The 12706-nt window shown below is 53.3% G+C and carries 8 protein-coding genes and 3 pseudogenes; 5 read left to right on the forward strand and 6 right to left on the reverse strand.

From position 1 onward, the window contains the following. Window positions 1-7: 7 nt before the first annotated feature. From dipB to MW898_RS15970, 3 genes and pseudogenes are all read right to left on the reverse strand, one after another. On the reverse strand, window positions 8-379 hold the full coding sequence (dipB, locus tag MW898_RS15960; protein WP_248908754.1) for a divisome-positioning protein B: 372 nt from the start codon (window positions 377-379) through the stop codon (window positions 8-10). A gap of 5 nt (window positions 380-384) precedes the next feature. Further along, window positions 385-915 (reverse strand): annotated as a pseudogene (dipA, locus tag MW898_RS15965) (divisome-positioning GTPase DipA); the annotation flags it as partial. 12 nt (window positions 916-927) lie between these two features. Continuing rightward, window positions 928-1839: pseudogene (locus tag MW898_RS15970) on the reverse strand (intein-containing protein); the annotation flags it as partial. A gap of 1217 nt (window positions 1840-3056) precedes the next feature. Between MW898_RS15970 and MW898_RS15980 the strand changes: the two are divergent. Further along, window positions 3057-4535: pseudogene (locus MW898_RS15980) on the forward strand (Cdc6/Cdc18 family protein); the annotation flags it as partial. A 54-nt stretch (window positions 4536-4589) separates the two neighbouring features. Here the strand turns inward: MW898_RS15980 and MW898_RS15985 are convergent. Next, the gene (locus MW898_RS15985) at window positions 4590-5342 is read right to left on the reverse strand and encodes a S24/S26 family peptidase (RefSeq protein WP_248908755.1); all 753 of its coding nucleotides are present in this window, start codon (window positions 5340-5342) and stop codon (window positions 4590-4592) included. Between the two features lie 240 nt (window positions 5343-5582). On the opposite strand from MW898_RS15985, the gene MW898_RS15990 reads away from it, so the two are divergent. Further along, window positions 5583-7142, forward strand: coding sequence for a DNA-directed DNA polymerase II small subunit (locus tag MW898_RS15990; RefSeq protein ID WP_248908756.1), 1560 nt, complete (start codon window positions 5583-5585; stop codon window positions 7140-7142). Window positions 7143-7170: 28 nt separating this feature from the next. On the opposite strand, the gene MW898_RS15995 is transcribed toward MW898_RS15990, so the two are convergent. Then, the gene (locus MW898_RS15995) at window positions 7171-7554 is read right to left on the reverse strand and encodes a hypothetical protein (RefSeq protein WP_248908757.1); all 384 of its coding nucleotides are present in this window, start codon (window positions 7552-7554) and stop codon (window positions 7171-7173) included. Window positions 7555-7699: 145 nt separating this feature from the next. On the opposite strand from MW898_RS15995, the gene MW898_RS16000 reads away from it, so the two are divergent. Next, window positions 7700-8884, forward strand: a complete 1185-nt coding sequence (locus MW898_RS16000; RefSeq protein WP_248908758.1) for an aspartate kinase — start codon at window positions 7700-7702, stop codon at window positions 8882-8884. A 171-nt stretch (window positions 8885-9055) separates the two neighbouring features. On the opposite strand, the gene MW898_RS16005 is transcribed toward MW898_RS16000, so the two are convergent. After that, window positions 9056-10021, reverse strand: a complete 966-nt coding sequence (locus MW898_RS16005) for a metallophosphoesterase family protein (protein ID WP_248908759.1) — start codon at window positions 10019-10021, stop codon at window positions 9056-9058. A gap of 576 nt (window positions 10022-10597) precedes the next feature. Here MW898_RS16005 and pdhA point away from each other — a divergent pair. Beyond that, complete coding sequence (gene pdhA, locus MW898_RS16010; protein ID WP_248908760.1) at window positions 10598-11701, forward strand: pyruvate dehydrogenase (acetyl-transferring) E1 component subunit alpha; 1104 nt, start codon at window positions 10598-10600, stop codon at window positions 11699-11701. Beyond that, a complete protein-coding gene (locus MW898_RS16015) occupies window positions 11698-12705 on the forward strand; it encodes an alpha-ketoacid dehydrogenase subunit beta (protein ID WP_248908761.1) in 1008 nt (335 codons plus the stop codon). The genes pdhA and MW898_RS16015 overlap by 4 nt, the downstream gene beginning before the upstream one ends. Window position 12706: the final 1 nt, after the last annotated feature.

Consider the following 12706-nt stretch of genomic DNA (forward strand, 5'->3'; position numbering starts at 1 on the left):
TAAACCGCTACGTCACGAGCGCGCGAATCAAGTTCTTATCCTTGTGAAGCGTTTCAATACGGTTTGCTGGCCCGATAACAGTCAGTTTGTTCGGCGGATTGTGTCCGAAAAGTCGGCTGAAAAAGCCAGGATTTGGCTCTTGTTGCGGGTAGCTCTCGATTTCGATACCAGCGAACTCGTCGGGGCTAATCTCAGTCATCGTCACTTCGATGAGTTTCGACTCCTCGTCGGGCGAGAGGCCCTCTTCGAGAATGACGATATTACCGTCGCGCACCCCATCAAGGATGAGTCTGATTTTCTCCATGCTCCGCAGTTTCTTCATACGCTCGCCACTCACGAGGTCGATCTGGACACCATCCTCAGTTGTTATTTCAGCCATTTCATTCACCCGAAGTACTCTGCAATCTTGTCGTAAACCTCCTGCATATTGTCACCCTCAAGCGCTGAAAGCGGTACTACCTCGTGTTGGGGGAACGCGTTGACGATACGCTGAACGCTCGATTCCTCCAAATCGATTTTGTTTGCAAATATCATCACCGGGAGGTCTCGACTCTCAATGATACCAACAAGCATTGTGTTCACCTGCGTGAACGGATCATCGGTGCTATCAAGCACGTAGATAACCCCATCGACATCCTCACGGAGCCAATGCATCGCCTCCGCAACACCCTCTGTTGCCTCCCGCGAACGTCGCACAGCGTCCTCTTTGGTCATATCGTGTTCGAGGAATTCGTTGTAATCGACCTTCGTCGTCACACCCGGCGTATCGACGATGTCAATGGTAACAGCCGATCCATTACGCTCGATTTCGACGTTTTCTTTTCGCCGGGCACGACGGGTTTCGTGTGGAACATGGCTCTCAGGTCCAACAGCATCACCCGTCCAGTCGCGTGCGACTCGATTTGCGAGCGTCGTGTTGTGCACGACGAGTCCGTCCGCAGTAGTGAAGGTGTGATGCTCGGGAACAGTGAGATCGTAGATGTAACCGTCGTAGTCGACACTCTCGACTGATTCGATCTCATCCCATGCAGCGTCGCCGTTCGCTAGCGCATGAATGTATGTCGTCTCTTCTACTCTGGGAAGTCCGTTTGCGATCGACCGAATACGGTCGATGGAGATTGTTTCGGGAGAATCTGATGTAGGATCTGTTCGAGCGCTGAATTCAGTCTCATCCGTACCACCGTAGAACGCAGACCGTGTCATCTCTAGTGCCTCACGCGTGCTTTCGAGGCGTTGACCGATGGGCAGCGCAGCCGAGGCGGTTTGTATGCGACCACCATCGGCAGCCAGATAGCTATCAGACGCCTCTGCAGAGAGCAATCGGTCGACAGTCGAAGATGGTTGATCGGCCGTATGAGTGGCGACCGATGGGAAATGTGCGATGAGCGTTCCCGTCGAGACATCGTCCGCTCGTTTTTGCTCTACTCCATCTTCGGAGACAACAATAAATGGATGATCGGGACTGACGGTTACATTCCCACCAGATTTCGTGGTGACGTGGCACATCGAACCACGATAGCGCTGACGAAACACGTGAGAGATCGTTGCCGACGCAGCTTCGAGATCCCTCGTGAGAGCGGGGACTTGTATTCCCGCCTCAGTGCATTCGATCCACGTTTCATCTGGCTCATCACTCACGTCAGGAGCAGTGGGACATTGTTCTCTTGCGTCTAAGAATACGTCTTCTATCGGCCGGTAAGTGCCGTCTGAAAGCAAAATCGGTTCACTGGCGGCGAGGCATTTCCCTGCGTTCGGCGGCCCGTAAATACCAATTCGCTTTGGCTCGCCGCTGAAGAACAATTTCGTGATGCTTTGTTTAAGGCTCGTAATCAGTCCCATCCTAACGCGCTCCTCCCACGACCGAAGGCCGTGTATACCCGAAATACCCAATCCGACGTACTTAAGCGTGCGTCAGACAAGCATATGTTTGGTTTGATATTGTTTTTGACGGTTTTCATATTTGTGACTTTTTGGGCTATGCTTTTATGCATTGGTTCGAAATTTGCATACCTGTGCCCACAAAATCGAAGTTGTGATTCACAGCCATACATACTCTAGTTTTTCAATTTTAGAGTCCATGATATCATAGCAAGTGACGTGTAGTCATGTGACATGCAGTGACACAATGTACATATTTTTGATGCATTATACGTGGATCACTTACAAGGAGCATGCTGTTCACTTACCTCATAACATTACTAGGTCTCCAATAAACCTGTTTTATCTGCTGTTTAAATAAAAAATGATATACCTTTAGTGTATGAAATAATATTAAGGACATACCCCCCCCCACCCCTTCGTTTCGACTGGAACCGTCAAACAGAGTATACCCAACAGACACGAATATGTCTATAGAATAACTGTTGACGAAGTGATAACGATCTAGTAAGAAGAACTAGCGGTAGATAGTCGAATTATTGGACAAACAACTAGGAAACAGCCTAGAAATAGAAGAAGTTAAATTATAGTTGTAGTTGTCTGTTCTATGGTTGTGTTTGTTGTTCTTCCGTCTTAAAACTACCGCTTTCCTAGAGCTCTCGTGGTTCCTACCCCACCCCCACTCTCTCGTGTCGTTTCCAGTCGAAATGAGGGGGTGGGGGGGTCGTGGATATCAGATACGTCTCCAAGGCGCCCTCTAAAAGACAGTCAAAATCACGACAAAAAATCGATCTCAATGAATAACATAGTAGCAATCGAAAAGACTAATTAACGACACATAATAATCTCATTGTCTAGACGGTACTAAAAAACTATTAATACGTATCTTTCCATTAGTGATTAGTACGCATAAATAGTAATTTGACGCACGACAATTGGTAAACGGTAACTAATACCCATACTAGTTTTTGAAACCCGTTTCAATATATCATATACCTTAGCAAAATTTGAACCACAACGTTTAATGACTACCTCATCCACGTGTTCTCCTGCATCAGGTGGACACTGAGATATCCGCCCTCCCTACGTAACCCGTATCACACTACCGATATCGACCGTTGCGGTGAGTGCGCGGATCGTTTCCACTTGAAATGAGGGGGTGCACGAAACGAATGCCAGACACGGACACGGACATGAATTCGGACGCTATATTCGATGATGAGTCAGTTGACACACAAGATACAATGTTCGATGGGTTTTCTAACGAAGGAGCTTCTCCTGGGCTATTCGATGACCTTCTTAGTGGAGAACCAATCTTCGAGAATAAGGAGGTGCTTCGGCCATCCTATACACCACGGCAACTCCCTCACCGCGAAGAGCAGATCAACAACATGGCAACGATTCTTGTGACTGCTCTTCGTGGAGAGACTCCCTCCAACATCCTCATTTATGGCAAGACCGGCACCGGGAAAACTGCGTCTGCGAAGTTTGTCAGCGAGGAACTTGAAAACACCTCCGAGAAATACGAGGTACCCTGTGATGTTCAGTACATCAACTGTGAGGTAACGGATACTCAGTATCGCGTTCTCGCTCAACTTGCCAACACGTTCATCGAAGAAAACGAACAGTATATCGATCAGCGCCTCACAGATCTCGAAGAACTTTGCGAGCGTGCGAGTGAAACTCCGTCCTCTCTTTCTGAAACGTCGTTTGATTCAGTAACGGAGATCGAGGAGGAGATACAATCACTCGAAGATGACCGCGACGAGCTCGAATCCGTTCCGATGACAGGGTGGCCGACCGATCGAGTGTACTCAACGTTCTTCGAGGCAGTCGAGTACGACGAGCGCGTTGTCGTCATTATGCTCGACGAGATCGATAAGCTCGTCGAGAAGAGTGGCGATGATACCCTCTACAATCTATCACGGATGAACTCAGAGCTCGAAAACTCGCGCGTTTCTATCATCGGCATCTCGAACGACTTGAAGTTCACCGACTTTCTTGATCCCCGTGTCAAATCGAGCCTCGGTGAAGAGGAGATCGTTTTCCCACCGTACGACGCAACGCAACTCAAAGACATCCTCCAGCACCGGGCAGAAGTCGCGTTCAAAACCGGATCACTCTCTGACGATGTGATTCCATTGTGTGCTGCTTTTGCGGCCCAAGAGCACGGCGATGCACGACGCGCGCTCGATCTGCTCCGGACTGCGGGTGAACTCGCAGAACGCGATCGCACCGATTCTATCGAAGAAGCACACGTCCGTCGCGCACAGGAAAAAATCGAACTCGACCGTGTCGTCGAGGTCGTCAGAACACTCCCAACACAGTCGAAACTCGTCCTTTATGCCATCATACTTCTCGAACGACAGGGAGTTCGAAACATCAACACTGGCGAAGTGTTCAACATCTACAAGCGCCTGTGTGCCGAAATCGACGTCGACGTACTGACGCAGCGCCGCGTCACAGATCTAATCAGCGAACTCGATATGCTCGGGATCGTCAATGCCGTCGTCGTTAGCAAAGGCCGCTACGGACGGACCAAAGAAATGGGTCTTTCAGTCCCACTCGAAGACACCGAAACAATCCTACTGAGCGACTCACGGCTTGCCGATGTCGAGGAAGCACAACCGTTCGTTCAAGCTCGATTTGACGATTAGGCGGCGAGAGAGAATCTGTTCGTATTTTCAAAACCAAATACTGGCTTTGGGTCGCTAATCCCAATCAGTTGCAAGGCCCCCACCGAGCAGGGCCATTCCAAGGAGTGATGCTCCGAGCGTGGTTCCGAGTCCACTAATGATGCCCGTTCCCAATCGAATAAATCCGAGATACGGAATGCGGAATTCGGCTGTGCCGACGATCCAGGACGGCTTGACTGGAGAACTGATGTCCACGACTTGATCGTACATGTCGTTCCGCTGTTTGTTATCACCTTTCGTAATGAAACCACTGTGTGGCGCTGGGCAGTGTTCGAGCTGCTCACAGTTTTCAGCACCTCCGACGTACGCGGGGTTGGCTTTGTCATACCAGTTTTCACCCTCATTCACCCAAAATCGCGCCCTGTGAATGATTGGTGTTACCCGTTCTTCACCATGTGGTTGATATATAATCACGTCGCCGTACGCTTTGAATGTCTTATACCCAGATTCTTTTCCAGCCTGATACGGAACAACGCCCGTGCTTTTTCCGTTGTACGTGACCGCTTCGCCACCCGCAAAGCGATGTTCTTCCATAACAAACACGAGATCGCCCGTCTGAATGTGGGGGTCCATGCTCGGGCTTTCAATCGCGACCATTGGGGGCCACACGCCGCTCACTCCAAAGAGAATGGCTCCGATAAGGAGTACTGCAAGCGCACTTCCGACGATATCCCTGATATATGCGACTGCACCTTCATCTGTTGTCAACAACCATTTAATCCATCCAGTTGCCCCGACTGGACCGTCTCTATCACCGCGGTTTACCATTAGCAGCAATGTGTGCTCATGTTGTTTGAACCTTCTGGGTTCTGCTTGATCGAATCAACATACCAATGATGTCAAACAACTCACGTGACGTACTATCACAGTCATTCGATCTCAATATAAACCAGTATTGAGACTAACATTGACTGTTTGAATGACATTTTATTTTCATTGCGTCTGCACTATTTTCCTCGTTGACGTCAGTCGCTATGCTTTTGCCTACGCTCGGTCACGTCTTTTGGTGTGCCATTGGAGACGCCGCGTCGACTCGTGACCGAACTCGCGCGTCGGGGATACAACGCCGAGCGTGAGGCTGTCACCCTTCTCGCCCGCGCACACGATCCTGCTGCCGCGCTTGATCGCACGATCGAATCACTCCCCGAGAATGCGCTGAAGCTCTCTGCCGAACACGTCCGGTCGATTCTCGATGGTACCTCTACTGGCCGTCCTCAAACCCCCCAAACAACCGTTTCAACTGGAAAGGATCAATCCGAATCTGATCCTTCTCGACACGAAACAAGCGAAGATGATGAACAAGTTCCAGTCGAAACAAAGGGGTCTAGCGAGTCGCAGCTCATTCGACAGAGTGACCGGAATCCATCGCCGGCATCGATCGCAGACGATATAACTGGTGAAAGTACCGGAACTGGCGAGTACAAAGATTTTGTTGCCGTGTTTCGTGACCGCTACGAACGACTCTCTCGTTTGCTCAGGGGACGGGTCAACCATCGCCCGACGAACGCCGTCCAGCAGATGCCGGGTGGAAACGACGCGGCACTCATCGGAATGGTGAGCGACATTCGCTCGACTGCGAGCGGTCACTGGCTGATCGAACTAGAGGACACAAACGGCGTCTTTCCGTGCCTTGTCATGAAGGACAGATCGATTGCCGATCTTGTCGATGAACTTCTTCTCGATGAGATTATCGCTGTCGACGGAACTCTCTCCGACGATGCTGGCATTCTGTTTGTCGATTCGTTACATTTCCCAGACGTCCCCCATACTCACCATCCAACCACGGCTGATCGACACGTACAGGCAGCACTCATCAGCGACGTTCACGTGGGAAGTCAGGAGTTCATGGACGAGGCGTGGTCGCGCTTTGCTCGCTGGCTTCACACCGACGAGGCAGAATCAGTCGAATATCTTCTCCTCGCGGGTGATATGGTCGAAGGTGTCGGTGTCTACCCCGAACAAGACAAGGAGCTCTCAATCGTTGATATCTACGAACAGTACGAAGCGTTCTCCGAGCGCCTCAAAGAGATACCAGGTGACATGGAGATCGTCATGATTCCAGGTAACCACGACGCTGTTAGGTTAGCAGAACCACAGCCAGCGTTCGACGAAGAGCTTCGGGACATCATGAACGCTCACGACGCTCGCATTACTGGGAATCCCTCGACGGTCACTGTCGAAGGCGTCTCGATACTCATGTACCACGGTGTCAGCCTCGATGAAGTCATCGCAGAACTCCCCGAAGAAAAAGCGAGCTACGACCACCCTCACCACGCGATGTATCAACTGCTCAAAAAACGCCACATCGCACCACAGTACGGCGGCCATACGCGACTCGCTCCAGAGAAACGCGATCACCTCACTATCGATGAGGTTCCCGACATCTTCCATACCGGGCACGTTCACAAACTCGGGTACGGAAAATACCACAACGTACTCGCAATCAACAGCGGCTGTTGGCAGGAACAGACATCGTTCCAGAAGAGCGTAAACATCGATCCTGACCACGCGTACGCTCCGATCGTCGATCTCGATACCCTCTCGCTGACGATCAGAGATTTCAATTGATACACTGACACAGACGAGTCCAGTCTGTCTACGGTTCCAATCGATACCTCACTGTCCGTGTCCCCTCGAACGCCGGACCGTATCCCTCTAGTTCGAATGCAGCGTTCTCGACGACATCTCTCATTTCTTCGTCGTCATCTGCGACGAGCAGTTCCACGTCCATCGCTTCCTTTCGAGCGAACCGAATGGGTTCTTCGAGGAGCGCCTCACAGAGCTCTTCTGAGCCCTCTAGTTGGGTGATGTGGACGGTCTCTTGACGTGCATCGAAGCTGACAAATCCACCGACAGCATCGTCTGCTATCGCAACCCGAACTGTTCGGTCATGGACGAGATTTCGCATGACGTCCCGTGGCGCGCCCGTTTGGGCAGCGAGTTCTTCTGCATCCGCCTCGATGGCGTCCCGAACTTGCATATCCGGTCTACCGGTCTCGATCAGTATAAACCTCCGTCGGTAGCGACACCCGAACGGCAAGGCTTCGTTTTTCCCTGTAGTTTATAGCTAATCACGCGATACACACGGCAATGAGTTACAGTACCATAGTTGCTGGAGGACGATCATGCGCGTAGTTTCGAAATTCGGCGGAACGAGCCTCGGAAACGGCGACCGCGTCAACAGAGCCGCAGATTCGATCGCGGCGGTCGTCGAGGCGGATCACGAGGTTGCTGTCGTTGCAAGCGCAATGGGATCGACGACGGATTACCTACTCGACTCAATCACGTTCGATGCGGACGATGCCGACCGCGCCGAAATCGTCAGCATGGGAGAGCGGACCAGCGTCCGTATGCTCAAAGCAGCGCTCGCTGCCCGTGGCATCGATGCAGTCTTCCTCGAACCGGGCGATGAAGACTGGCCGATCGTCACCAACGCTCGCGGCGAAGTCGATGTCGAGGAAACCAAACAGCGCACCAAGGTGCTCACTGACCGCCTCGATGGTATCGTTCCGATCATTACGGGCTTTCTCGCTCAGGATCACGCTGGCAACGTAACGACGCTCGGTCGCGGTGGCAGCGATATGACGGCGGTCCTGCTCGGGAACTATATGAACGCCGACGAGGTCGTCATCGTCACCGACGTTGAAGGCGTTATGACCGGCGATCCTCGCGTGGTCGAGGGGGCACGCAATGTCGGACAAATCACCGTCGACGAACTGCGAAATCTCTCGTTCCGTGGTGCAGAAGTCATCGCCCCTAGCGCACTCGGATACAAGATTGAAGGGCTCTCTGTCCGTGTCGTCCACTACCAACACGGTGACCTTCTTTCGGGCGGCACGACGATCGAAGGACAGTTCGAAAAGCTCATCGACCTCCGAGATGAGCCACTTGCGTGCATCACGCTCGCGGGTCGATCGGTTCGAAATCAACACGGAGTCCTCTCTCGGCTATCGGGGACCCTTTCCGATCAGGACATCAACATCGACGCGGTCGCAAGCGGTATGGATTCCATCACATTCTACGTCGATCAGGAACTCACCGAGCGCGTCGAAACCCTCTTGCACGATGTCGTTATCGAGGATCAACGTCTCTCAAGCGTTACCGTCGAAGACGAAATCGCCGTTGTTCGCGTTACCGGTGGAGAACTCCCCAACCAACCCGGCGTGATTAGTAATATTGTGAATCCCCTCGCTGGCGCTCATATCAACGTTCACGATATCATCACGAGCGCGACCAGCGTGGCCCTCTTCGTCGACTGGGACGATGGGGAGGAAACGCTCGAAATCATCCAAGAGGAGTTTTCACAGTAGTCGACGGGACTGACAGAACAGTATTGAGCGATCGGGAATCCGTACGGATTCGGCGTTGGAAAACAGTGTTCGTGAGCAGACTGGGAGATCGGAGCGATGGATGCAGCAGTACCAACGCACGTGATTGTCACACACAATTTTTGTTCGACATCAACATTGACTACCGGAGAGCTATGGAACTGCCCACCGGTCGGGAGCAGCATCGACGAGCGGAAAGCGTTGAAAGTAGCCTGCATCAGTGCTGTCAGTAAGCCGTGAGCCACGAGGATCTGCTCGGGCCGCGCGGTAGGCTTCAGCCAGTCCTGGATTGTCAGCGAGGGGTACGAGCTCGATGGTCGTGCCGCGTGGTTCCACATGAACGAGAAGATACGCCTGCGGGAACGAACAGGTCGCTGGTGCGACAACTTCGTATCCGCCGCCGAGTGGAGCCACGGAGGGCCAATGGACGTGCCCGGCGAAACACAGCCCAACGTCGTGTTTTTCGAGCACAGCTGTCAGTTCGTTGGCGTTCGCTAGTCGGTACTCGACATCGTTTGCGCGATAAGCGTGGTCGCTCCCTGGTGCTGCAGTGTGATGCATTGCGATAATCGGTGTCTCTGTCTCCGGGAGCGTCCGTTCGAGCCAGTCCAACTGCGCACGTGAGATGGCACCACCGTGTGTCTCATCGAGTGATCCATCAGGCATCCACGCCGTGTTTATCCCAACGATGTCGACACTGCCGACACGCTCTACGAACGGCAGCGAACCGGGCGTGTACTGTGAAATGAACTCTAACAGCGGTGGGGTCTGGTGGTCATCGTACTCCTTTGGAACGTCGTGATTGCCAGGAACGGCCAGCACGGGCACAGCACACTGATCCAGCAATTCATCGAGTCGGTCGAACTCCCGACAGTGTCCATCCCGTGTGAGATCACCGACAAACACCGCCGCATCGACAGCAAGTCGGTTGATATCGGCAATGGCCGTCATAACCCGGGCTTCTGTTCGGTGATACAACTTCCACGTTCCTTCAGCGTCTGGACTCACGTGAGGGTCAGCAATGACCGCAATCGTCGTCGATCGTCCACGTGGCGCGGGAAACCGTCCAACAAGCGGACCACGCCCCCCAACGATCGATGATCTCGTGTGTGCTCCCATCTCATTCGTTCCTTTCGGAGCGATCAGAATGAAGATATTCACAGTATTCTACATATCCATCGTGAGCATGCATCGCTACTTATTGTGGGTGCTTTCAGCACAATAGGAATATAGAAATACACACAAAAGCAGAAATAATTTCAGAATAATCGTACAGTAATCACAGCCGTCTGTTCAGGATACTCACAATGGCACGCTTCGAGATCCGTCCCTTTCTCCCAGCGGTCGTAGGCTATCGGGGTGGGACTATATGGCCCACGAAGTTGCCCATCACAATGGAAGTGTGGTGGGGTGACGGCAAACTATTTCGAGACGACTGTCGTTAATAAGATCATCACGGACGGTGGATCAATCCAGTAGCACCGAAACGTAGTGACTGCAACCTACCTCCACTGGTGGAAACTCACAAACTGATTTGTTTCCCGTTCTGCCGTCGAATTTTTGTGTTTTCAAAAGTTATTCCGGAAAATCGGCGTTTCCAACGACCGTGCGGCAAGATTAGTAACGAAGCAAAGATATTTACGAAAACCCTATACGCACGGCGCGGGAGTTTCATTGTATGCTGCAGAGGGGATTATGAGTACATTAGAACGCGACCCCAATGAACGCGTTCAAGTTCTCGACGAGAACGGACGCGTTCGTGATGGGGCCACGGAACCGGATCTCGACGAGGACGAACTCGTCGAGATGTACCGTGAGATGAAAATCGGTCGCCACTTCGACCAGCGGGCAGTGAGTCTCCAGCGGCAGGGGCGAATGGGAACGTTCCCGCCGATGTCCGGTCAGGAAGGAGCACAGATTGGGAGCATTCACGCGCTCAACGCGGAAGATTGGATGATTCCATCGTACCGTGAACACGCGGCCGTATACGCCCGTGGCGTCGACTTCGATCAGACCCTCCGATACTGGATGGGTGATGAGCGTGGTAATCAGATGAGCAATCAGAACGTCTTTTCAGTCGCCGTTCCGATTGCGACTCAGATACCCCACGCAACAGGCATGTCGTGGGCATCGAAGCTCAAAAACGAAGACCGGGTGTTCATGTGTTACTTCGGTGACGGTGCGACCAGCGAAGGTGACTTCCACGAGGGGCTGAACTTCGCGGGCGTCTTCGACACACCGACAGTATTTTTCTGCAACAACAATCAATGGGCGATCTCCGTCCCGCGAGAGCGACAGACGGCAAGCAACACCATCGCGCAGAAGGCCACTGCCTACGGGTTCGAGGGTGTGCAGGTCGATGGGATGGATCCACTTGCTGTCTATCAGGTGACGAAAGCAGCCGTCGATAAGGCCCGTGATCCAGGGACAGAGGAACGTCGGCCGACACTCATCGAGGCTGTCCAGTATCGCTTTGGTGCACACACGACGGCAGACGACCCGAGCGTATACCGCGACGACAGCGAGGTCGAACAGTGGAAGCGCCGCGATCCGATCCCACGTCTCGAAAAGTATCTCCGACGGGAGGGAATTCTCGACGACGAGCGCATCGACGCCATGACGAACGAGATCGAAGCGGAGGTCGCAGAAGCGATCGATGCCGCAGAGTCCACCGAACGGCCCGATCCATCGGACATGTTCGAGTACGTCTACGCGGACGTTCCCGAGCGGTTGAGTGAACAGCGCGAATGGTTCGAACAGCTTCGTGACCGACACGGCGATGAGGAGTTACTGGAATGAGCACACACTCACAGGAACAACAATCAAGTTCGCAGGATCTCACGCTCGTACAGGCGATCAGAGACGGTCTGTACGGCGAATTGGAACGGGATGAGGACGTCATCGTGATGGGCGAGGATGTCGGGAAAAACGGCGGCGTCTTCCGAGCAACGCAAGGACTGTACGACGAATTCGGCGAGGACCGCGTCATCGATACACCGCTCGCCGAGTCTGGTATCGTCGGAACGGCTATCGGAATGGCAGCTTACGGTCTCCGTCCCGTCACGGAAATCCAGTTCATGGGATTCATTTATCCCGCCTTCGATCAGATTGTCTCCCACGCTGCGCGGCTTCGTAACCGTTCTCGTGGGCGTTTTTCCTGTCCACTGGTGGTCCGTGCGCCTTACGGAGGCGGGATCCGCGCACCGGAACACCACTCGGAATCGAAGGAGGCCTTCTTCGTCCACGAACCCGGTCTGAAGGTCGTCGTTCCAAGCACGCCGTCTGACGCGAAAGGACTGCTCGCGTCGGCGATCCGCGATCCTGATCCAGTCGTGTTCCTCGAACCGAAACTCATCTACCGAGCGTTCCGCGAGGAAGTGGCCGACGAGGCATACACCATCCCGATCGGAGAAGCAGCGGTGCGCCGGGAAGGCTCCGATGTTTCAGTGTTCACGTGGGGTGCAATGGCCCACCAGACGCTCGAAGCCGCCGAGGAGCTCGCAGGAGACATCGATGTCGAAGTGATCGATCTCCGGACCGTCTCCCCGCTCGACACCGAAACGATCGTCGAATCGTTCAAGAAGACGGGCCGCGCTGCTGTGGTCCACGAGGCACCGAAAACGGGCGGACTTGCGGGTGAGATCACCGCTACGATCCAAGAGGAGGCGCTCCTCTATCAGGAGGCCCCGATCGGGCGTATCACCGGCTTCGATGCCCCGTTCCCACTGTACGCGCTCGAAGATTACTACCTTCCAGAAGCCGCGCGTATCGCAGACGGAATCCGAGAGGTCGCTGAGTTCTGAT

It is taken from the genome of Halocatena marina (genome assembly GCF_023276375.1).
Classification (GTDB): Archaea; Halobacteriota; Halobacteria; order Halobacteriales; family Haloarculaceae; genus Halocatena; species Halocatena marina.

Coding starts and splice junctions, on each gene's coding strand:
- pdhA (WP_248908760.1), top strand. CDS start 10,598: ATGAGTACATTAGAACGCGACCCCAATGAACGCGTTCAAGTTCTCGAC.
- MW898_RS16015 (WP_248908761.1), top strand. CDS start 11,698: ATGAGCACACACTCACAGGAACAACAATCAAGTTCGCAGGATCTCACG.
- MW898_RS16005 (WP_248908759.1), bottom strand. CDS start 10,021: ATGGGAGCACACACGAGATCATCGATCGTTGGGGGGCGTGGTCCGCTT.
- MW898_RS15985 (WP_248908755.1), bottom strand. CDS start 5,342: ATGGTAAACCGCGGTGATAGAGACGGTCCAGTCGGGGCAACTGGATGG.
- MW898_RS16000 (WP_248908758.1), top strand. CDS start 7,700: ATGCGCGTAGTTTCGAAATTCGGCGGAACGAGCCTCGGAAACGGCGAC.
- MW898_RS15995 (WP_248908757.1), bottom strand. CDS start 7,554: ATGCAAGTTCGGGACGCCATCGAGGCGGATGCAGAAGAACTCGCTGCC.
- dipB (WP_248908754.1), bottom strand. CDS start 379: ATGGCTGAAATAACAACTGAGGATGGTGTCCAGATCGACCTCGTGAGT.